The organism is Paenibacillus sp. GYB003 (assembly GCF_036577625.1).
GTDB lineage: Bacteria > Bacillota > Bacilli > Paenibacillales > NBRC-103111 > Paenibacillus_AB.
Window position 1 is genome coordinate 1 of sequence record NZ_JARBDC010000061.1, and the last position, 21,023, is coordinate 21,023.

Consider the following 21,023-nt stretch of genomic DNA (forward strand, 5'->3'; position numbering starts at 1 on the left):
GGCGTCAGGCTGATGGTCGAGCTGGAGGGCGACTGCGCGATGTACATTCCGACGCAAACGTGGAGCCATAAAGCGATCAAGCTGTACCGTTGGGCCGGCTTCGAGCTGGAGCTGGACGAGCCGGAGCCGGGCGGCGTCATGAATCAGACGCGGCAGGCGCTGGCGCTGATCCGGCACTTGATCTGAGCGACCCTCGCGGGGCGGCGGGATGGGCCGGCTTGGGCGGGTGCGGCGCGCGGCCGCGGCCGCGGGGGAGCGCAGGAAGCGGGGGACCGGGGAGGGAGTAGCGCCATGCTTCCTAATAAAAATTTGCTCCCCTGTACTATCTTAGAAGACCGTCTATAGATGCCGAAATAGCAGCCGCGATGGACTGCTATTTTTTGTTTTAGACGGCTTTGACGTCAAGGCATTGGGGCGTGCGTAACAGCGACAGCTTTAACCCCCTGCATGGAGAGTATAGTTGCCTTTGCACTGCGAGCGCTATTCGCCGGCCAATTCGGCAATGCGCTTGCCCGCATCGCCCCGGAATACGCCGCCGTGATAGCAAACGACCGTTTCGATATCGTATTGGGTCAGTCTGCCGAGCGATTGCCTCGCCTGCGCGATATCGCACGCATATTCGGGCACCGGACCGTACAATTGGCCGTCCTTTACGACCATGGCGTCGGCGGCGATCAGCGTTTTGCTCGGCCGGTGGTATAAGCTGATATGCCCGGGCGTATGACCCGGCGTATCGATGACGACGATGCCCCCGCAATAAGGCAGCTCCTCGCCGTCCGACAACGTTCGGTTCACCTTGGCGCGTGGCGGGTTTTCGAGCGTATGACGGAACTTTTGCCGCCATTCGTCCGGCACTTCCGGGGGCAAAGCCGCCACCGCCATGGCGATCGCTTCCGGCGTTAATCTGACGGGCCGCTTTTCTCCTTGAATGTAAGGCTTCTCGACGGCTCCGGCGTACACTTCGATCGCGTGCGGAGAGCCGCTCAGCAAAGCGGGCAGCGAGCCGATGTGATCCAAATCCTGGTGAGTGACGACGATCCGGTTCAGCTTCTCGATCGATTGGCCGACCTCCGCGAACGCGTCGCTGAACTTGTCCGCTTGACCGGGATAGCCCGTATCGACAAGCAGCACGTTCTCCGAATCCCATAAAAGCGTCGGATAGATCGTCTCCGTTCGCCCCATCATAACAGCGGAAATCGGCAGTACGGCAATACCGTGGTTTAGCCGCATAAAAAAACCTCCTTATCGTTTGCGTAGAAAAGGCTCTGATCAGAAGCTTTTTCATAGCATAACAAAAAGGAGGAGTTATTGTAAAGTTATTAAAATAAAATCATAACATAAAATTTAATTTTTGTCAACATAAATTTAGGTCGATGTTAGCGATCATTGTGCATCGGGCTATTCGGCAATAGCAAGCGAGTCGATTATGAGAAGCAGCTTTATTAGGGTGTTATGGTAAATCGGAAAAAAGCGCAAAAAAGGTGCCCATGTCATAGGGAACGACTGGATAGTGTTCAAAAGAGCACTATGGGCGCGCGAGGGTTGTCGCAAACGCGGAGATAGTGCTCGAAAGCGCACTATCGGCGCCGATACGCTGCCGCGATCGCGGGGAACGGCGGAGATAGTGCTCAAAAGCGCACTATCCGCGCGCCGGACCGCCGACAACGCGGAGATAATGCACGAAAGCGCACTATCGGCGCCGATACGCCGCCGCGATCGCGGGGAACGGCGGAGATAGTGCTCAAAAGCGCACTATCCGCGCGCCGGACCGCCGACAACGCGGAGATAGCGCACGAAAGCGCACTATCGGCGCCGATACGCCGCCGCGATCGCGGGGAACGGCGGAGATAGTGCTCAAAAGCGCACTATCCGCGCGCCGGACCGCCGACAACGCGGAGATAGTGCACGAAAGCGCACTATCGGCGCTGATACGCTGCCGCGATCGCGGGGAACGGCAGAGATAGTGCTCAAAAGCGCACTATCCGCGTGCCGGACCGCCGACAATGCGGAGATAGTGCACGAAAGCGCACTATCCGCGCGCCGGACCGCCGACAACGCGGAGATAGCGCACGAAAGCGCACTATGGGCGCCGATACGCCGCCGCGGGCGCGGGGAAGACCCGCCCCCGCAAGTTCACATCATCGCCCGGTCCCACTCGTTCACTTCGCGGGTTATGGCGTCGCCGCCGTATTCGCGCCAGGCGCGGACGAACGCGTCGAACGACTCGACCGGCTCTTTGCCGTGCACGATTTTCAGAAACGTCTCCTTCTCGAGCTTGGCGAGCCGCGTCCACTCCGTCGCCATCGTCTTCGTATGGGGCCCGACGAATTCGTTCTTTTGCGAATGCGCGAGCTGCAGGTCGCCGACGATGCGCCCTTCCAAGTAGAGGCGGGAGGCGGTCGAGGCGAGCTTTTTCTCGTACGGCGTACGAACCAGGCCGCGGTACACCCGGCTTTCGATGCTTTCCCCGGCGACCGGCGGATTGCCCGGCGCGAGCAGCAAGTAGTTGGAAATCGTGCTCGTCGCTTGCGGAAAATCGTACACGACTTCCCCGTCCACGATTTTGTAATCGTAGCCTTCGCCGAAGCCGTGGGCGAAAGCGGAATCGGGGTCCTCGAGAAAATAGCCGTAAACCGCGTCCCAATAAGCGAACACGGCGTCCATCCGCTCGAAACCGCTGCGGAAAAAATAGCTCCCGTACGACGGCCTCGACCCGATTCGTCCGATGCGGCCGTCCGGTCCCGCCGGATAAGGGTACGGCTTGAACGCCGCCCCGGCCGCCGCCGCCGCCGACTCGCCGAGCGGCCATCCGCCCATCCAGCCGGGGCCGGAGACGACGCCGGCCTTGCCGTCCGCGGCGAGCGAAGCCGCCTTCTGCTCGTCGTGCGTGGCGAAGCCGGGGTCGATATAGCCTTTGCCGTACCAGTCGGCGAGCCGGGCGAGCGCCTGCCGGACCGACGGCTGCACGGAGCCGTAGGCGAGCGTCCCGTCCTTCATCCGGTTCCACTGGTACGGCTGGTCGCCATAGGCGCCGAATAAAAAGCTGGCGTCGCCCATCCAGCCGTTCAGCGAGTTTTTGCCGGCCAGCGCGAGCCCGATCGTGTCGCGTTTGCCGTTCCCGTCCGGATCGCCGTTCGTGAACGCGTCGAGCACCGCTTCCAGCTCGTCCAGCGTGGCGGGCGGACGCAGCTTCAGCCGATCGAGCCAATCGCGGCGGATCCATAAGACCGGGTCGCCGATTTTGCCGTCGGATATTTGCGGCAGCCCCCATCGTTTGCCCTGCAGCGTCACCGTTTTCCATACGTCCGGATGGCGCGCGTACGCTTCCTTGACGCGGGACGGAGCATACTGCGCAAACGCCTCCTCGACGCTCATGATCCGCCCCGAAGCGACGAGATCGCCGAGCAGCTCGGGAATGTCGTGATTGGTCAAAAAAAGCACGTCGGGCAGCTCCTCGCCGCCGGAAAGCGCCAGCCTGACCCGGGTCGCCAGCGCCTCGTTCCGGTCGGTCACGATCCATTTGTTCGACTGGATGATGCCGAGCTTCTCCTTCGCCCAACGGGTGATCGGATTATGCTCCGTCGTGTCGCCGTCCCGCAGCTTGTCGTAATCGCGCAGCGCCTTCGCCGTCGTTATGACGACGGGAGGGTCGAACTTGCCCGGGGGACGGTCCGTCCGCCCGTCCGCCTCCGGTCCGCCGGGCGCGCCGTCCGTTCGGCACAGCAGCGCCAGGACGCCGACGATCGCCAGCGCCGCGGCCCGTATCGTTTTAACCCGTGAAATCGTCGCCATCGTCTATCGCTCTTCCCGTTCCCGGCGCAGCGGCATCCGCAGCTCCAGCAGCGTGCCGTCACCGTCGGCGCCGGCCGCAAGCGTCATCGTCCCGCCCAGCCGAACGACCCGTTCCCGCATCGCGTTCAAGCCGAAGCCCGTGCCGCTGCCGTCGTAAGGAACCCCGTCGTTCCACAACGAAAAATGAAGCATCCCGCCCCGCTCCGCGAGCCGGAACCGGAACGCGCCGCTGCCGCCGTGGCGGATGCCGTTCGTAATGCCTTCCCGCAGCGCGTGCGAGACGACTTTGCGGCATTCGGCATCGGTGACGGGCGACGTCAGCTCGATCCGGCAATCGACGGCTACGTTCGCGATATGCTCCGCTTCCGCGACGAACGCCCGCAGCTCGCTCTCCAGATCGGCGGCGTCCCCCGGCCTTTTCAGCAGGCCGACCGCCTCGCGGATGTCGTCCAGACTTTTGCGCACGAGCTGCTGCGATTTTTCCAGCCGCAGCATGCCCTCCCGCTCGTTGCGGGCGAGCAGGAGCCGCGCCGCCTCGATCTGCATCAGCGTCGTCGTGAGCGTATGGCCGACCAAGTCGTGGATGTCGTCGGCGATCCGATCGCGCTCGTGGGCGACGGAAAGCTCCGCATCCGCCTTCGCGGCCAGCAAATCCGCCCGCAGCTGCGGCAGCTGCCGGCGCATCGCCTCCTGCAGCCGCTCCAGCTCGGCCCGCTCGCCGAGCCGCGCTTTGCGCCGGTCCGCGATGCGCTTCACCGCGCGGATCAGCTCTTCGTCGCGCACCGGCTTGACCAAATAATCGATCGCCTGCAGCTCGACCGCCCGCCTCGCGTATTCGAACTGGGTATGGCCGGTCAGCAAAATGCAGTCGATGCCGGGCGACAGCTCCCGCGCCCGCTCGATCAGCTCGAGTCCGGACATGCCCGGCATGCGGATGTCCGTCACGAGAATGTCGATGCCGCCGTCCTTCATCGCGTCCAAAGCTTGCGGGCCGGAATACGCCTGCAAGACGCGGGCGACGTCGTACCGCCGCCACGGAATCGTCTGCGCCATGCTTTCCGCCAAATGTTTATGATCGTCGACTATGAGCATCGAAAACAAAACGGATCTCACCTTTACGATGGCGGTTTGCGCCAGCGCAGCACGAAGCGGAGCCCTCCGGACGGAGAGGCGCCGACCGTGACGCCGGACTGTTCGCCGAATTGATAACGCAGCCGCTGACAAACGTTCCACAGGCCGATGCCGTCGCCGTCCGCTTCCGTTTCCTTCAGCCGTTCGGCGAGCGCGGCCCGCTCCGGCTCGGTCATGCCGACGCCGTCGTCCTCGACGGCGATCGAAACCCAGTCCGGCTCTTCCTCGCCGGCAATGCGGATGCCGCCCCCGTCCGGCTTCGGCTCCAAGCCGTGAACGATCGCGTTTTCCACGACGGGCTGAATCAGCAGCCGCGGAATGAGCAGACGTTCCATCGAAGCCGGTATGTCGATTTCGCAGCGGATGTTGCCGAGCTGGTAGTTCATGATGTCGATGTAGGACGAGACGAATTCGATTTCTTCGCGGATCGTCGTCGTCATCGAGACGTTGCGCGCCGTGTATTTGAAATAGTCGGCCAAGCTGTGCGCCATCGAAACGACCGGCGCGGGGCGGTTCAGCTTCGCCATGCTGACGATGAAGGCGAGACTGTTGTACAAAAAATGCGGGTTGATTTGCGATTGCAGCTGCTTCATGACCGCTTCCTTGGCGCGGATTTCCTCCAAATACACTTTCTCGACCAAATGCTGCATCCGGGCGGCCATTTCGTTGAACTGCCCGATCAGCGGGCGGAAATCGCGGTTCGACGTTCCTTCGATACGCACGGAAAATTCGCCCCGTTTCAGTCTCGACACGCTTTCCGACAGCCTTCTCACCGGCATCTGCACGTGAAAGTACAAAATGGCCGCCGCGGCCGCCCCGAGCAGCAGCAGCAGCGTTACGGTCGCATAAAACAAATAGCGGCTTTTGGTCATCGGCGCCAAAATGTCCTCGAGCGGCACATAGTCGACAAGCGTCCAGCCGAGCTTCGGCGAAGGGAGAACATAAACGAGCACTTGCTTGTCGTCGAGACGGAAAATATCGCGGCGCTTCGCCTCCCGATTCGCCGAAAGGCCGGCCGCGGCGACGATGCGGCGGGCCGCTTCCGCGTCGGATGTGCCGTTCAGCACGAAGCGGTCCGGCGCCTTGTACAGGAACGGGTCGTTGTTGCCGTTCGATTTGAACCGGTCGAGCAGGGCGACGACGTTGTCTTCCATCAGATCGACTTCCACGATGACCGAAGCGGAGCGGAAATCGGCGAGTCCCGCGTAAGGAGCGGCGAAATGCCGGGTAAACGCCCTTTTGCCGATGCCGTTGATCATGACGTTCCGAAACGTCCAGTCGGGATCCAGGTTGCGCTGCAAGTAGGTTTCGTCGTAAACGACCGAGGAATGGGAAGAAGCGGCTCGCCCGGAGGCGGGGAAGTACAGATTGATGCGGCTCATCCAGTCGGTGGACAAGCTGAACAGTCCGAGCTTGGACTCGGCGGCCTCCATGAGCACCGCGTAGTCGTAACGGTCGGCGGCGGCGCTTTTCCCGGCCAGTTCGGCGAAGTCGGGATCGTTCAAAATAATGTTCGCGTATTTGGACACTTGGTCCAGCGTCCCCTCGATTTCGTCGAGGAAACGGTCCAGCCGGTCCTCGTTCGCCATGTTGATCTGCTTTTCGACGACGGCGACGCTTTGCCGGTTCGCGTACATGTACAGCGCGATGACGGGAACCATCAGCAGCGCGATCGTCAGCAGCGTCTTGGAAATGAGATTCATAGTTCCTCCGACCGTAATGCGGACGGTCGTCCGGGAGTTTTTCCCTTACCGTTTCAGTGTATCATACCGCGATCCCGGGAAAAACGCCTTTATCCGGGACGCGGAAGCGGCGACCGCCTTCAAGCGCCGGCGGCGACGAAGAACCGGTCGGACGGCGGTTCGGCTTCGTCAAAATTCTAGGGAGCGCGCTTCGACAGCAGCTCCTTCAATCGGGCGACGGCCGCCTGCCTGTCGTTCGTGCCGAGCTTGTTGTACATGACGCTGACGTAGTTGCGGACGGTCCCTTCGCTCATGAATGCGGAAGCGGCGATCTGTTTGTTCGTCAGCCCCTCGATCATCAGCAGAGCGATTTTCCGTTCGCGCTCGGTCAAGGTCAGGCCGCGGCTGCGCAGCTCGAACGCGTCGAACGCGTCGGCGTCGTAGGGGCAAGCCAGGGTCGACAGCCTTGCGGCCAATTTGGCGGCGATCGGGGCCGGAAGCATGACGTGTCCGCCCATCGCTTCGCGCACATGCCGCACGATGCGGTCTCCGGGCATATCTTTCAGCAAAAAACCGTCGGCGCCCCCCGCCATCGCATCGACGATCCACCGGTCCTCGGCGAACGACGTCAGCATGAGCACGACCGTTTGCGGAAAGTCGCGTTTAATCCGCTTCATCCCTTCGATGCCGTCCATCACCGGCATTTTGATATCCATCAATACAAGGTCCGGGCGGACCGCTTTCGCGACTTCCCAAGCTTCCAGCCCGTTGCCGGCCGTTCCGACCACTTCGAGATCGTTCTCGAGACCCAGTATCGTCTGCAGGCCGTCCCTGAGCAGCGTCTGGTCGTCGGCAATCAATATTCGAATCATCCGTTCACGAACCCTCTTTTGCTCCGTATAGAAAAGCTTTACCAACAGATTACCACACCCGGCGGGCGAATAGGACAAAATGACCAGATCCTGCGATAGGAAGTGACAAAAACGATGACATCGCGTCACTGGCGGGATGACGCGCGCCGCGGCTACGATAGACGGGTGGGCGACGCAGGTCGCCCGTACGAGATCAGATACGGAAGGAGCAGGAATCATGATGGCGGGGAAACTGGTGGCATACAGGCGGACGGTTGCGGTTGTGCTGGCGGCGCTGCTGCTGCTTATGCAGTGGACGGTCGCGGCGCCTCGCGCGATCGGCGACGCGTCCGGCAGTCTGATCGTATACGACGACGCGCTGTCGGCCGAGTTCGTGAATTACAGCTGGGCGGATATGGAGCTGGCCGTGACCGACACGGTTTATTCGGGGAACCGCGCGATCCGGCTCGATCCGGACGGCGGCAAAGCGCTTTATTTTTACAAGGACCGGATCATGAACGCCGACGAATACGGGACGTTCCGCTTTTGGATTCACGGCGGCGCGACCGGCGGCCAGCGGCTGAAGCTCGTATTTTCGCTCGGCGGACAAAGCTTGGCCGAAACGGAGCTCGGCGATGCGCTGCCGGGCGGCGTGCCCGCCGGGAAATGGGCGGAAGTGCGTCTTCGCTTGGCCGATCTCGGCGTTCGCGGGCTCGTCGACGGCATTTGGCTGTGGGGCGAGGACGAGCAGGAGCCGGTTTATTTGGACGACATCGCCTTCGTCGCCGGAGGCGGAGGCCATCCCGGCGGAGAACCGCAGCCGCAGCCGCAAACGGTCGTCGGGCTCGTTTACGGCGAAGCGCCGATAACGCTCCGGGCCGGCGGCAGCCGGACGATCGAGCTGGCGGCGCGTCTTTCCGACGGCACGACAAGCCCGGCGAGGGAGAAGGCGGCGTGGTCGTCCGACGACGAAGCCGTCGCCGCGGTATCGGGCGGCGTCGCGGTCGGGCTGAAGCCGGGAACGGCGACGATCCGCGCCGGCTATGCCGGCTTCGAAGCGCGGATGACGGTCCGGGTCGTCGAAGCGGCGCCGACCGGACCGATCGAGCCGGTTGACGGCATTTACGTGTTCGACGATGCGCTGAACGGTCAATTTACCGACTACAGCTGGGCGTCGCGCAGCCTGGAGGAAGCCGACATCGTGCATACGGGAAGCCGTTCGGTCCGGTTCGAGCCGGATCGCGACGACGGCTTGTATTTGTACAGCGACCGTCCCATCACGGTCAAAGACTACGAGAAGCTGCGGCTGTGGGTCAACGGCGGAAGCGGCGGCGGCCAGCAGGTGAAGCTCGTGTTCATGGCCGGCGGCCAGCCCGCGAAGGAGATGAGGCTCGGCGACCTGATCCCCGGCGGCATCCCCGCGAACGGCTGGGCGAAGCTCGAGCTGATGCTGGCCGATCTGGAATTGCCGAACGGCTTGTTCGACGGTCTTCTTCTCGCCGGCGCCGGCGTCGGCGATCAGCAGGCGGTTTACGTGGACGACATCGCGCTCGTTCGCAAGTACGTCGCGCCGCCGGCGATCGTGGAAGTGCGAATGGACGTTCCGCAGCTCGTGCTGCTGAAGGACGAAACGAAGCGGCTGACCGCCGAGTCGATGCTCGATAACGGCGTCACGAACGACGTTACGGGCGAGGCGGCGTGGCAGTCCGACCGGCCGGACGTCGTCCGTGTCGATCGCGGCGCGCTGACCGCCGTCGCGAACGGAATCGCCAAAATTACCGCTTCCTTCCGAACGTACACGGCGACCGCGTACGTTCAAGTGGCGGAAGTCGCCCCGGAGACGGTATATGCCGACGAGCTCGCGGACGGCTTCCGCAATCAAAGCTGGCACGACAAAGATTTGGCGAATACGGAGCAAGCCCGCTCCGGCGTGCGGTCGATCAAGTTCGAGCCGGACGGCTGGGACGGCGTATGGCTCGTCTCCGACCGCAAGCGCAGCGTCGCCGACTACTACGGCATCGAGCTGTGGCTGCACGGCGGAACGGCCGGCGGGCAAAAGCTGACGCTGCACGCGTACAACGGCGGCAGCTCGATGGGTGCGGTCGATTTGAGCCGGTATGCGCCCGGCAGTTCGCTTCCGGCGGGACAATGGTCGCATATCGTCGTCAATTTCGCGGATATGGGACTTCGCAACGAGCCGTTCGACGGCTTGATCGTGCAGGCGGCGACGGAGGACGATCAGGCGGCGGTTTATATCGACGATATCGCGTTTTTGCGCAATCTGAACCCGGGACTGCCGGAGCCGGAGCTTCCCGCCGTTCAAGTGAAGATCGACGCGCAGGCGGATCGCCGGCCGATCAATCCGGACATTTACGGCATCAATTATGACGATATGCATCCGACCGAGTCGCAGCTGGCGTTCCCGGTGCAGCGCTGGGGCGGCAACAACACGACGCGCTACAACTGGGAGCTGGACGTCGCGAACCGGGCGTCCGACTGGTACTTCATCAACTATCCGTATGAAAACGACCGCCCCGAGCAGCTTCCGCACGGCTCGATGTCCGACCGGTTCATCGATATGGTGCACGGGAAAAACGGCAAGGTGCTGCTGACGGTGCCGACGATCGGCTGGACGCCGAAATCGCGCGAAGTGACGTACGGCTTTTCGCAAAAAAAATACGGCCCGCAGCAAAGCGGGGCGCGGGAGCTGCCGGACGCGGGCAACGGCGTGTTCCCCGGCGGCGAGCTCGTTACGGGCAACGACCCGCTCGATACGTCCAAGCGGATCGGACCGGATTTCGTCACCCGCTGGATCGATCATATCGGGGCGCGTACGGGCAACCGCGTCAACTTTTACGCGCTCGACAACGAGCCGGAAATATGGCACGTGACGCACCGCGACGTCCATCCGCAGGCGCCGACCTACGACGAAATTTGGGGCTTCACCGAGACGTACGGCGCGGCGATCAAGGCGAAGGATCCGGACGCGAACATTTTCGGGCCGACCTCCTGGGGATGGTGCGCCTACTTCTACTCGTCCGCGGACAATTGCGCCGACGGCCCGGACCGCCAGGCGCACGAAGGCAAGCCGTTCCTGGAATGGTATTTGCAGAAGGTGCGGCAGTACGAGCAGGCAACCGGCGTCAGGCTTGTCGATTATCTCGACATTCATTACTACCCGCAGGAAAACGGGGTGCCGACGGACGACGAAGGGCCGGCTACGGCGAAACGGCGGTTCCAGGCGCTCAAAGCGCTGTACGACCCGAACTTCATCGACCGGTCGTGGATTCAAGAGCCGATCCGGCTCATTCCGCGGATGAAGGAAATGATCGAACGTCATGCTCCCGGCACGAAGCTGGCGATTACGGAGTACAACTTCGGCAACGGGGACGGCATCACCGCCGGACTGGCGCAGGCGGAGGCGCTCGCCCTATTCGGGCGAGAGGGCGTCGATCTGGCGACGCGGTTCGGCACGCTGCCGGCGGGAACGCCGCTCGAGGACGCGTTCAAGCTGTATTTGAACTACGACGGCAAAGGCGGCCGGATCGAAGGCGACAGCGTCCGGGCGACAAGCACGATCGCCGACGCGGTCGGGGCGTATGCGATCGTTTCGCCGCAAGGAAAAACGTTCGTGCTGCTGTTCAACAAAGATACCGTTTCGCGCGTCGCCGAAGTCGACGGTTCTTTCGCGGAGGGCGTCCAAGGCGAGCTGTACCGGTTCGACGCGAGACAGCGGCTGGCGTTCGACGGACATGTGCAAACGGCGAACGGCGGATTCGCCGTCAAGCTGCCCGCGCGTTCCGCCGCATTGATCGCGGTACCGCAATGATACGCGCGCGAAAGAGAGGAGTGATCGTTCCATGCCGATCGACAAAGCGGTCGCCGGCCTCGGCTTTATAGCCGCGGTCGGCGGTGCGACGCGCATGCTGATGACGCCGTTCTCGCTCCTATGGGGAGCGAACGGCTCGCCGGAGCTGTGGGCGGGACTGCTCGCCTGCTGGCTGATGGCCGTCGGAACGCTCGGGCTGTTTCTCGTTCAGGCGTCCCGGACGGGGGTGCTCGGCTTCGCGTCGTCGCTGGCGATCGCCGCCTCGAACATGATTACGGGCTGTCTCGTCTGGTCGACGATGCTCGGCGCCGAGCCGACCGGATACGAGCTCGTTCGGACGGTGAACGACGCCTTGATGCTGCTCGGCCTGCTCGTCTTCGGCATCGTGACGTGGCGGGCGCGCGTCCTGCCGCGTTGGGCGGCCGTATTGACGGTCGTTTGGCCGGTGGTCGGCTTCTTTCCGTTTCTCGGCGATTACATGGCGCTGCTGTGGGGTCTCGCCTACGTAGGCCTCGGCGTTCCGGCATGGCTGGGGAACGGGAGAGCGGCGGCGTAAACCGGCGGAAATCGCGCATGCACAAAGTCGTACTCATTCGGCACGGCCAAAGCGTATGGAACGTGGAAAACCGGTTCACCGGCTGGACCGACGTCGATTTGTCCGAACGCGGCCTGGTGGAAGCAAGGCGGGCCGGGGCGATCCTGAAGGCGAACGGCTATACGTTCGACGCCGCCTACACGTCGATGCTGAAGCGGGCGATTCGGACGATGTGGATCGTGCTGCACGAGATGGATTTGGCGTGGATTCCCGAATTCAAGTCGTGGATGCTGAACGAAAGGCATTACGGCGCTCTGCAAGGATTGAACAAAGCGGAGACGGCCGCCAAGTACGGCGAAGAGCAGGTCCGGCTGTGGAGACGGTCCGTCCGGATCAGGCCGCCGGCGCTGGACGAAAGCGACGAGCGCTACGCGGGAAACGATCCGAGGTACGGGCAACTGCGCAAAAGCGACATCCCGCTCGCGGAAAGCCTGGAGGATACGGAAAAACGGGCGGTCGCCTATTGGCGCGAGACGATCGCGCCGGCGATCGGAAGCGGACGGAAGGTGCTGGTCGCCGCGCACGGCAACACGCTCCGGGCGCTGGTCAAATATTTGGACCGCATTCCGGGGGACGGCATCGCCAGCCTGGACATTCCGACCGACGTGCCGCTCGTATACGAATTGGACGACGAGCTGAACGCGGTGCGGCATTATTATTTGGACGCGGAATAAACAGTCCTGCCGTGGTGCGGAGGAGGAGGCCCGGGCAAAGGCGCGGCCGGGACCGTCCGTTCGCGATCGGGCGGCGACCTTTCGAAAGCGGGATCGCGGCGGCGTTTTCGGAACATTATGTCAAAAAATTGCTTCTTTTGGTCATGGCCGGCGCCGCGGAAAGTTTCTATAATAGGGGAGCGGGATGCGGGCGAAAGCCGGCGGCGCATAAGTCGGCTCTTTTTTTGCATCTGGTTGAAACGTTTCAACAACGAAAAATGAAAGCGTTTTAACGAGAAGCTTTGCGAAGAGCTCCTATTCGACAAGGAGGTCATCCTTATGAAACGCGCAGCAGTGACAAGTTTAACCGTAATTTCGATTTCGGCCCTGCTCGCCGGATGCGGCGGCGGAAACGGAAGCGGCAGCGGCGGGGGCGGCGGGAAGGACGCAGGCCCGTCGCCCGGAACGCAGGCGAAAAGCAAAGAGCCTGTGGAGCTCGTCTTTTACTCGCCGCAATCGCCCCGCACCGTGGAACAGTTCATGAAGGAGCGCGGCAACGACACCCAGGCCAAATTCCCGAATTACAAAATTACGTTCATCCCGTACGCCAAAGGGACGGAAACGGCCGACCTGATCGCCTCCGGCCAACCGATCGACATCATTATGTCGACGACGTCCACGATTAACGAAATCGTCGATTTCGGGCTTCAATACGACATTTCCGGTCTGATCCAAAAAAACAAGTACGATTTGGGGCGGCTCGAGCCTTCCGTCGTTCAGTTCATGCGGGATTTTTCCGGCGGGGGCATGTACGGGCTGCCGGTGAGCACCGACATTTTCACGCTGTTTTACAACAAAAATTTGTTCGATAAGTTCGGCGTTCCTTATCCGAAGGAAGGATCGACGTGGGACGACATTTACGATTTGGCCAAAAAAATGACCCGGACCGACGGCGGGACGCAATATTACGGATTGACGATGTCCGTCAGCCATATGCTGAACAACAATCAGCTGTCGGCGCCGAGCTACGATCCGAAGACGAACAAGGTCATGATCGAAGACGACAAGTATAAAACGGTCGTCGATCAATTTTCGCGATTTTTCCGGCTGGCCGGGGACGACAAGGCGAAAGAGACGATGTCGAAATGGCAGGATTATTTCCGCAAAGACCAAACCGCGGCCATGATGGCTTGGTACGGCGTGGGACTGCTGGATACGCCGGTCCAGTTCGAGTGGGACGTCGTTTCGATGCCGTATTTCAAAGAATCGCCGAATGTCGCTCCCCAGTACGTCCCTTCGTACATGGAGATCGCCTCGATCAGCAAGCATAAGGACGAGGCGTTCGAAGTATTGGCTTACTTGACGTCGGACGAGTATCAGTTGAAACGATCGAAGGAAGGCGTCCAGACGGTGCTGAACAATCCCGACATCCGGAAGGCGTTCGCGCAAAACCAGGAAAGCTACAAAGGAAAAAACCTGAAGCCGTACGCGCCCGAGAAGGCCGCGGCGATTACGCCGAAAGACAAGTACAGCGGCATTGCCGGCGGCAAAGCGTATTCGGCGTTTCAAAAAATCGTGTCCGGGCAAAGCGACGCCAATTCGGCGCTGCGGGAAGCGGCGGAAGCGGCGAAGCAGGAAATCGAGACGGCGAAGTCCAAAACGAAGTAAGCTAGGCGAGAAAAAGAAAAGGAGGCCGCCGGCCCGTGCCGGTCGACCTCCTCTTCGTGTTGGCCGCATCGAACGGACGTTACGCTTCCGCTTGGGCGACGGTTCCTTCGTCCGCCCGCACCCGCGACCGGGCCAACGAGCGCGACCGCGACAGGCCGAGCGACACTATCGCCGCCGCGGCCGCTACGGTTACGCCGGCCGCTCCGATCCAGGTGATGGCCGACAGCGAGACGCTTTCGACGACGACGCCTCCGATGCCGGCGCCGGCGGCCATCGCCAGCTGGAGGACGGACGTGTTCAAGCTGAGCATAATGCCCGACGCTTCCGGCGCGAGGGTGATCAGATGGTACTGCTGCGTCGGACCGGACGACCATGCCGCGAACGACCACAGCATGAGCAGCGGGAAGACGAGCGCGGCGGAGTGGGCGGAAAGCGACAGCAGGACGAGAGCGGCCGCATGAAGCAGCATGCCGCCGACCAGCGTGCGGGCCACGCCCCATTTGTCGGTGCCGAACCCTCCGAGCTTGGAGCCGATCAGGCTGGCGATGCCGAAAGCGAACAGGCCGGCGCTCACCCATTGCTCGTTCATGCCGGTGACGGTGAGCAAATACGGCGAAATGTACGTATAGGCGATCGCGTAGCCGGAAATCCAGAAGAAGGTGACCGACAGGGCGATGGCGACCCGCGGCTGCTTCAAAATGGCGAGCTGGCGGCGCAGCGGCGTCGGCTCCTCGCCGTCCGTCCGCGGAATGGCGAACGCGACGATCGCGATGGCGGCGAGGCCGAGCACGCCGATGCCCCCGAAAATCGTTTTCCAATCGTAAACGGCGGCGACGACCCGGCCGATCGGCACGCCGACGATGAGCGCGGTGCTGAAGCCCATGACGAGCGTCGCGATGGCGCTCCCTTGACGCTCGGGCGGAGCCAGCTTGGAGGCGACGGTCAGCGCCGTGACGACGAAGACGCCGGTGCTGAGGGCGAGAATGATCCGGGAGCCGACGAGCGAGGCGAAGCCGGGAACGAGAACGGCGATCGCGTTTCCGACGACGAAGACGCCGAGCGAGTAAAGCAGCAGCTTGCGCCGCTCGAGCCGGGCCGTAACGGCCATCAGGATCGGGGTACCGAAAGCGTACGCGAGCGAGAAGACGGTAATGAGCTGTCCGGCGGCGGACACCGTCACGCCGATATCGGCCGCCACTTTATCCAAAATGCCGGCGATAATAAATTCGGACGTTCCGACCAAAAAGCTGATGACCGCAAGCATATAAATTTTCCAACGGTTTGACACGGGATGTTCTCTCCTTTTTCCTATCCGATTTGGTTTAATATTTCTAAAAATATAGAAATATAGACGACGAAAAACGGGGCCCGATCGGGTCGAACGAAGCGCTTCGAACGATCGAACAGCGGATTGCCTTCCGGAACCGAACGATGCCCGGCAACGGCGAGCGACGGACGCGCTTACTGCAGCAAATACGGCGCGTATTTCTTCGCCATCTCCCGGTTTACGCTGTAATAAATATACGTGCCGTCCTTGCGCAAATGGAGCAGGCCGCAGTCGGTCAGCTGCTTCAAATGGTGGGACAGCGTCGAACCGGCCACGGATTCCAGCTTGCCCATAATATCGGAGCAGCACAAATTTTTTTCCTCGGTGAGCAGCAGCGCGATTTTCAGCCGGGTAGGCTCCCCGAGCGCTTTGTATACTTTGACCGCTTGCCGGACTTCCGCGTTGTCTTCGACCATTTCGATCCCCGCCTTTTCGTGCAGCTATTTCTATGGATGTTGAAATATACAGTAGCACAACTTTTCGCGAATGTAAACCGGAACTTTCGCATTGTTTTCGGCGACGGGCAAAAAGCAAACGGGAAGGGGCCGCCGTCCCGCGGCGAACGCCTCCCCGAGCCTGCGCCGGTGCGGATCCATAACGCGCCGGAACTACTCCAAAATGAACCCTTTAAAATCAGCCGCCGCCGACTCGCCCGTCCGCACGTCCAGCCGGTACAGGCCGAAATCGAGCGGGCCGAGATTCGTTTCCGCTCCGGTGAGCGGCCTGATATCGCCGTTTACCTTGACGTAAGCGGCGGGGTCCGAACCCGTCCTGTACGCTTTCAGGACGAGCTCTTTTTCGGAGCGGACGAACACGTAAGCGGACATCAAATTGCCGTCGTCCGCGTTCGCTTTCGGGCGATCGACGAACACTTTGAACCGGTCCGCCGGCCGGTCCGGCATCGTCAGCCAATCTTCGGGAACGCAATCGAACACCTTTTGGCTCGAAAAATCGATTTTCGTATACCCGTCCGCCACGATCGTCCGCGGGCACAGACGGGAAAACAAAAACTCGGCTTCCGCCTTGTGGCCGACGTCCCCGAAATGCAGCTTGTCGGAGATGATGCTTTGCAGGCTGTGCGAGGAATGCTGCATGAACGACTCGGTAAACCGGTTCAAGTCGATCAAGGCCAGCCCGTACTGCTCGGCCAGCTCGCGCTTCGCCTCGTTCGCGACCGATTCGATATGCTCGCTCGTCCGCATCGGATACGTATCGGCGTACTGCGTCAGCACCCCCGGCTCCACGACCGCCTGCGTCGTAAGCAGAAACGGCTGGATGCCTTTGGACAAGCACCAATGTACGATCCGCTCGATCGAACGTTTGAAGCCGTGCCGGTACGCCTTCTCGTTCTCGAAGCCGAGCCGGTCGTTGATGCCGAAGCCGATGCCGATCATTTTGACGTCGGCGTAAGGGGACGTCTGGCCGAACACTTGCTCCAGCATCGTCTCGGCCCATTTGGCCGTTTGGCCGCTGAAGCCCGCATTGTAAATGCGCAGTACGGAGTTTCCGGCCGCTTCGCGAAGCAGCCGCTCCAGCACGAACGGGAACGCGTTCCGCGAAACGTTGTCGGTTCCCGGTACATTGCGCACCCAATCGGTCGTATTCGCGCCGTCGAACGTGCTGTCGCCGAAAAAGGCGATCGGGAATTTGCCTCCCGCCAGCCATTCCGTCCAGGCGTCGTTAAACGTGTACAAAGGTTGGCGGACGGGAACGCCGTCCTGTCCGAAAGCTTGTTCCTTTTCCAAAATGAGGGCACCTCCGATATGCTCGTTCCAAGCATCATCGTACACGAGATCGGCGCCGAATACTACAGATGCGCGGAAAATGTTCGGCGCGCCGCGGAGCGAGCGCATTGCCGGGACTCGGCTCCGTTCTGGGGATCGGCGCTTGTACGGTTAGCGGTTGTCGACTTTTTCCGGGTACAAATCGTGGTTCATCAGCCGGTGCTCCGCCATCTGTTCGTATTTCGTGCCGGGGCGGCCCCAGTTGCAGTACGGATCGATCGAAATGCCGCCCCTCGGCGTGAATTTCCCCCAAACCTCGATATACCGCGGCTCCATCAAGGCGATCAGATCGTTCATAATGATGTTCACGCAGTCTTCGTGAAAGTCGCCGTGGTTGCGGAAGCTGAACAAATACAGCTTCAGCGATTTGCTTTCGACCATGCGGCGGTCGGGAATGTACGAGATGTACAGCGTCGCGAAATCCGGCTGTCCGGTCATCGGGCACAGGCTCGTAAATTCGGGGCAGTTGAATTTGACGAAATAGTCGCGCCCCGGGTGCTTGTTGTCGAATGCTTCCAAAATGTCGGGGGCATACTGAAACCGGTATTCGGTTCCTTGATTGCCCAGCAGCGTAATGCCGCCGAGCTCGTCTCCCGTTCTTCCCGCCATGACGGTTCCTCCTTCGTTTTTAAAGCGTTCGCTCTACGGTCAGACGCCCTTTTTGTTGCCCCATACCCACGTATGCAGCTGCGGCAGCACGTGAACCCGCTTCAGCCGGGGGTGCGGCATGACGCGGTCGAGGAGCCGGCGGTACCGGTCCAGCAAGTAAGGCAGCAGCCGCTCGGGATCGGTTTCCCGGATATTGTCGTTTCCGGCTTGCACGTAAAACGGGACGCCCGGATACCGTTCGTGAACGTCGATCGCATACTGCAAATCGTCGTCGTCGAACACGACGACCTTCAAGCTGAACGAACGTCGCAGCTCCGTCAGCCTAGCGACGATGGCGTCCAGAGCCGGCCAGTCCGTCGTCATGCGGGAGCTTGGCGGCTTCGGGGACAGCGTCAGCTCGTCGATCCGCGCGAACCAATCCTGCCATTTGCTGCCCTGCGTCTCCAGCGCGACTTGAACGCCGCAGTCATGGAGCAGCCCGATCAGCTCGTCGAGCTGGGGCAGCAGAGCCGGATTGCCGCCGGAAACGGTGACGTGCGCGAACGCATCGCCGCCCAGCCGGACGAGCTCGTCGTAAATGTCGCGGGCCGTCAACAGGCGGATGTCCGCCTTGCCGCTGCCGTCCCAGGTGAACGCCGAATCGCACCAGGCGCAGCTGTAGTCGCATCCGGCGGTGCGGACGAACATCGTTTTCCGGCCGATGACCATCCCTTCTCCTTGGACGGTCGGGCCGAATATTTCGATAACCGGGATGCGGCGTCCTTCTTTTTTGTCTGCTGCGTCAATCATGGGCTTCGCCTGCTTTCGGACGGTATACGCAGTAGCTGGTCGGCGTTTCGCGCAAATACACCTGGAGGCAGCGCGGGCGGTTTTCCGTTCCGTCCAAATAACGCTGGACGATGTCGCATATGGTGCGCGCGACGACCTCGGTCGTCGGAAACCGGTCGGGCCGCTCGTCGTCGAAGCTTTCCCGATCGTCGTTCAGCACCGAATGGTCGAACCTTTCGTGAATGAGCCGCTTCAACACGGAAAAGTTCACGAGGAAGCCGGCGGAGTCCAGCGTATCCCCGGCAACGGTAATATTGGCGAAATACGTATGGCCGTGCAGCTTCCGGCAACGGCCCGCCTCTTCGGCGGGAACGTAGTGCGCGGCGGCGAACTGCAAATCTTTATTCAATTCGTATGCGTACGTATGCGGAATCGTCGGATAAATTTGCTGCATCATGGGCGGCGTTCCTCCTTCGCGGACTGTGCCAAGTAGTCGTCGAGCCCTTTGCGCCGCAGCTTGCACGCCGGGCATTCGCCGCAGCCGTCGGCTACGATGCCGTTATAGCACGTGAGCGTCCGCTGCCGGACGTAGTCGAAGGCGCCCAGCCGGTCCGCCAGCTCCCATGTTTGCGCTTTGTTCAGCCACATGAGCGGCGTGTCGATGACGAACGGATAATCCATGGCCAGGTTGAGCGTAACGCCGAGCGATTTGACAAAGACGTCCCGGCAGTCCGGGTAGCCGCTGAAATCGGTCTCGCATACGCCGGTGACGATATGCCTTGCCCCAAGCTGCTTCGCGACGACGGCGGCGAACGTCAGGAATAGCATATTGCGGCCGTCGACGAACGTCGTCGGCAGCTCGCCCTCGCGCTGCTCGATGGCGATATCGGCCCGGGTGAGCGCGTTCGGCGCCAGCTGCCCGAGCAGCGACATGTCGAGCACGCGGTGCGGAACGCGCAGCTCCTTCGCGATCGACGCGGCGACCTCGACCTCGAGCTTGTGCCGCTGGCCGTAATCGAACGTGACGGCCGTCACTTCCTCGAATCGTTCCAATGCCCAGAACAGGCATGTCGTGCTGTCCTGTCCGCCGCTGAACACGACGACGGCTTTTTCCCGTTTCATCCTCGCATCTCTCCCTCTGATCGAAATCGAGAAGTACGAGATCCATGAACCGTTTCCCTTCGCTGTTCAAAACAATCGGCGCGAGAGCGGCTGGTGCCGCTTTCGCGCCGAACGCAAAACTTGCGATCGCCCGTACGGGTATCGCATGTCTTAGTTTTTTATAGAGGGAGTTCGCGAACCTCTCCCGGGCGCGACGGCATCGCAGGCGATGCGGCCGGTTGTCCCGGATTTCTTCTTCGGTTTTCTCACGTACTATACCACAGAAGCGGCGGGTTGTGAAGCGAACGGCGGCTGGAACCGGCAGGCAATCGCAGGGAGGCGGGGGGAGCCGAAGAGGCTCTATTTGTATAGGCGTCGGCGGTTCGGTCCACCTGTGCTTTTCTTTTTGCTTTATTTTTCCCTTATCTTTCGCTGTCGGGTGCTGCCTGGCCCGGTACTGCTTAGTTCGGTGCTGCTTAGCCCGGTACTGCCTAGTCCGGTGCTGCTTAGTCCGGTACTGCCCAGTTGGGTGCTGCCTGGCCCGGTGCGGCTCGGTCCGGTGCTGCCCAGTTGGGTGCTGCCCAGTTGGGTGCTGCCCAGTTGGGTGCTGCCCAGTTGGGTGCTGCCCAGTTGGGTGCTGCCTAGTCCGGTGCTGCTTAGTCCGGTGCTGCCCAGTTCGGTGCTGCTTAGCCCGGAACTGCCTAGTCCGGTGCTGCCTAGATCGGTGCTGCCCAGTTAGGTACTGCTTAGTCCGGTGCAGTCTAGTTCGGTGCTGCTTAGTCCAGAGTGCTGCCTAGTTCGGTGCTGCTTAGTCCGGTGCTGCCCAGTTCGGTGCTGCCCAGTTCGGTGCTGCTTAGTCCGGTGCTGCCCAGTTCGGTGCTGCTTAGTCCGGTGCTGCCCAGTTCGGTGCTGCCCAGTTCGGTGCTGCCCAGTTCGGTGCTGCCCAGTTCGGTGCTGCCCAGTTAGGTACTGCCTAGTCCGGCACTGCCCAGTTTCTGCACTGCTCTATCCGCTCTATCTGCTCTGTCCTTCCTCTGTCCGCCCTGCCCGAACTGGAATTTCTCCCTCTAATTTGGTTTGGAATACAGGTGTCGGTCCCTTTAAACGGAAAAGCTCCACTAGCGTTGCATCAAAGCTAACAAAACAAGGGCAAGCAAAAAGAATGTGATATTGTCGACATTATTTTTCACCGTACAACTTGAAAAAGGCTGTCTACTCTTACGAGCAGGAATC

General features: G+C 61.4%; 18 protein-coding genes and 1 riboswitch. Of the genes, 6 read left to right on the plus strand and 12 right to left on the minus strand.

Features of this window, described 5'->3' with window-relative positions:
* A partial coding sequence (locus tag PV407_RS19790; RefSeq protein WP_332091711.1) for a hypothetical protein occupies positions 1–186 on the plus strand: 186 nt, incomplete at its 5' end.
* Positions 187–480: 294 nt separating this feature from the next.
* Here the strand turns inward: PV407_RS19790 and PV407_RS19795 are convergent.
* The 5 genes from PV407_RS19795 to PV407_RS19815 all read right to left on the minus strand — a co-directional run bounded on the left by PV407_RS19795 (position 481) and on the right by PV407_RS19815 (position 7,477).
* Complete coding sequence (locus PV407_RS19795) at positions 481–1,230, minus strand: MBL fold metallo-hydrolase (RefSeq protein WP_332091712.1); 750 nt, start codon at positions 1,228–1,230, stop codon at positions 481–483.
* Positions 1,231–2,133: 903 nt separating this feature from the next.
* Positions 2,134–3,792 (minus strand): ABC transporter substrate-binding protein, encoded by a 1,659-nt coding sequence (locus PV407_RS19800; protein ID WP_332091713.1) that lies wholly within the window; start codon positions 3,790–3,792, stop codon positions 2,134–2,136.
* 3 nt (positions 3,793–3,795) lie between these two features.
* Entirely contained in the window at positions 3,796–4,884 is a 1,089-nt protein-coding gene (locus PV407_RS19805) for a response regulator (protein ID WP_332091730.1), read from the minus strand.
* Between the two features lie 23 nt (positions 4,885–4,907).
* The gene (locus PV407_RS19810) at positions 4,908–6,626 is read right to left on the minus strand and encodes a sensor histidine kinase (protein ID WP_332091714.1); all 1,719 of its coding nucleotides are present in this window, start codon (positions 6,624–6,626) and stop codon (positions 4,908–4,910) included.
* A gap of 176 nt (positions 6,627–6,802) precedes the next feature.
* Entirely contained in the window at positions 6,803–7,477 is a 675-nt protein-coding gene (locus tag PV407_RS19815; protein WP_332091715.1) for a response regulator transcription factor, read from the minus strand.
* A 217-nt stretch (positions 7,478–7,694) separates the two neighbouring features.
* On the opposite strand from PV407_RS19815, the gene PV407_RS19820 reads away from it, so the two are divergent.
* From PV407_RS19820 to PV407_RS19835, 4 genes are all read left to right on the plus strand, one after another.
* Positions 7,695–11,285, plus strand: a complete 3,591-nt coding sequence (locus PV407_RS19820) for a glycoside hydrolase family 44 protein (RefSeq protein ID WP_332091717.1) — start codon at positions 7,695–7,697, stop codon at positions 11,283–11,285.
* A gap of 31 nt (positions 11,286–11,316) precedes the next feature.
* On the plus strand, positions 11,317–11,841 hold the full coding sequence (locus PV407_RS19825) for a hypothetical protein (RefSeq protein WP_332091718.1): 525 nt from the start codon (positions 11,317–11,319) through the stop codon (positions 11,839–11,841).
* Positions 11,842–11,858: 17 nt separating this feature from the next.
* Positions 11,859–12,554, plus strand: coding sequence for a 2,3-diphosphoglycerate-dependent phosphoglycerate mutase (gene gpmA, locus PV407_RS19830; RefSeq protein WP_332091719.1), 696 nt, complete (start codon positions 11,859–11,861; stop codon positions 12,552–12,554).
* 318 nt (positions 12,555–12,872) lie between these two features.
* Positions 12,873–14,201 (plus strand): ABC transporter substrate-binding protein, encoded by a 1,329-nt coding sequence (locus PV407_RS19835; protein WP_332091720.1) that lies wholly within the window; start codon positions 12,873–12,875, stop codon positions 14,199–14,201.
* A 79-nt stretch (positions 14,202–14,280) separates the two neighbouring features.
* Here the strand turns inward: PV407_RS19835 and PV407_RS19840 are convergent, their stop codons facing one another.
* The 7 genes from PV407_RS19840 to queC all read right to left on the minus strand — a co-directional run bounded on the left by PV407_RS19840 (position 14,281) and on the right by queC (position 19,811).
* A complete protein-coding gene (locus PV407_RS19840; RefSeq protein WP_332091722.1) occupies positions 14,281–15,489 on the minus strand; it encodes an MFS transporter in 1,209 nt (402 codons plus the stop codon).
* Positions 15,490–15,662: 173 nt separating this feature from the next.
* Entirely contained in the window at positions 15,663–15,944 is a 282-nt protein-coding gene (locus PV407_RS19845; RefSeq protein ID WP_332091723.1) for an ArsR/SmtB family transcription factor, read from the minus strand.
* Between the two features lie 192 nt (positions 15,945–16,136).
* The gene (locus tag PV407_RS19850) at positions 16,137–17,273 is read right to left on the minus strand and encodes an SGNH/GDSL hydrolase family protein (RefSeq protein ID WP_332091724.1); all 1,137 of its coding nucleotides are present in this window, start codon (positions 17,271–17,273) and stop codon (positions 16,137–16,139) included.
* A gap of 150 nt (positions 17,274–17,423) precedes the next feature.
* On the minus strand, positions 17,424–17,921 hold the full coding sequence (queF, locus tag PV407_RS19855; RefSeq protein ID WP_332091725.1) for a preQ(1) synthase: 498 nt from the start codon (positions 17,919–17,921) through the stop codon (positions 17,424–17,426).
* 39 nt (positions 17,922–17,960) lie between these two features.
* Complete coding sequence (queE, locus tag PV407_RS19860) at positions 17,961–18,710, minus strand: 7-carboxy-7-deazaguanine synthase QueE (protein ID WP_332091726.1); 750 nt, start codon at positions 18,708–18,710, stop codon at positions 17,961–17,963.
* Complete coding sequence (locus PV407_RS19865; RefSeq protein WP_332091727.1) at positions 18,703–19,146, minus strand: 6-pyruvoyl trahydropterin synthase family protein; 444 nt, start codon at positions 19,144–19,146, stop codon at positions 18,703–18,705. The genes queE and PV407_RS19865 overlap by 8 nt, the downstream gene beginning before the upstream one ends.
* Positions 19,143–19,811 (minus strand): 7-cyano-7-deazaguanine synthase QueC, encoded by a 669-nt coding sequence (queC, locus tag PV407_RS19870; RefSeq protein WP_332091728.1) that lies wholly within the window; start codon positions 19,809–19,811, stop codon positions 19,143–19,145. Before queC ends, PV407_RS19865 begins: the two co-directional genes overlap by 4 nt.
* Before the next feature lie 144 nt (positions 19,812–19,955).
* Positions 19,956–19,999, minus strand: a riboswitch (PreQ1 riboswitch).
* Positions 20,000–20,259: 260 nt separating this feature from the next.
* Between queC and PV407_RS19875 the strand changes: the two genes are divergently transcribed.
* Positions 20,260–20,529: a hypothetical protein gene (locus PV407_RS19875; protein WP_332091729.1), complete on the plus strand. Its 270-nt coding sequence runs from the start codon at positions 20,260–20,262 to the stop codon at positions 20,527–20,529.
* Positions 20,530–21,023 lie beyond the last annotated feature (494 nt).

What these genes read in the sequence shown, in the direction of transcription:
- PV407_RS19805 (WP_332091730.1), bottom strand. Translation starts at nt 4,884, where the DNA reads ATGCTCATAGTCGACGATCATAAACATTTGGCGGAAAGCATGGCGCAG.
- PV407_RS19845 (WP_332091723.1), bottom strand. Translation starts at nt 15,944, where the DNA reads ATGGTCGAAGACAACGCGGAAGTCCGGCAAGCGGTCAAAGTATACAAA.
- queE (WP_332091726.1), bottom strand. Translation starts at nt 18,710, where the DNA reads ATGATTGACGCAGCAGACAAAAAAGAAGGACGCCGCATCCCGGTTATC.
- PV407_RS19835 (WP_332091720.1), top strand. Translation starts at nt 12,873, where the DNA reads ATGAAACGCGCAGCAGTGACAAGTTTAACCGTAATTTCGATTTCGGCC.
- PV407_RS19810 (WP_332091714.1), bottom strand. Translation starts at nt 6,626, where the DNA reads ATGAATCTCATTTCCAAGACGCTGCTGACGATCGCGCTGCTGATGGTT.
- queC (WP_332091728.1), bottom strand. Translation starts at nt 19,811, where the DNA reads ATGAAACGGGAAAAAGCCGTCGTCGTGTTCAGCGGCGGACAGGACAGC.
- PV407_RS19820 (WP_332091717.1), top strand. Translation starts at nt 7,695, where the DNA reads ATGATGGCGGGGAAACTGGTGGCATACAGGCGGACGGTTGCGGTTGTG.
- gpmA (WP_332091719.1), top strand. Translation starts at nt 11,859, where the DNA reads ATGCACAAAGTCGTACTCATTCGGCACGGCCAAAGCGTATGGAACGTG.
- PV407_RS19865 (WP_332091727.1), bottom strand. Translation starts at nt 19,146, where the DNA reads ATGATGCAGCAAATTTATCCGACGATTCCGCATACGTACGCATACGAA.
- PV407_RS19800 (WP_332091713.1), bottom strand. Translation starts at nt 3,792, where the DNA reads ATGGCGACGATTTCACGGGTTAAAACGATACGGGCCGCGGCGCTGGCG.
- PV407_RS19795 (WP_332091712.1), bottom strand. Translation starts at nt 1,230, where the DNA reads ATGCGGCTAAACCACGGTATTGCCGTACTGCCGATTTCCGCTGTTATG.
- PV407_RS19825 (WP_332091718.1), top strand. Translation starts at nt 11,317, where the DNA reads ATGCCGATCGACAAAGCGGTCGCCGGCCTCGGCTTTATAGCCGCGGTC.
- queF (WP_332091725.1), bottom strand. Translation starts at nt 17,921, where the DNA reads ATGGCGGGAAGAACGGGAGACGAGCTCGGCGGCATTACGCTGCTGGGC.
- PV407_RS19815 (WP_332091715.1), bottom strand. Translation starts at nt 7,477, where the DNA reads ATGATTCGAATATTGATTGCCGACGACCAGACGCTGCTCAGGGACGGC.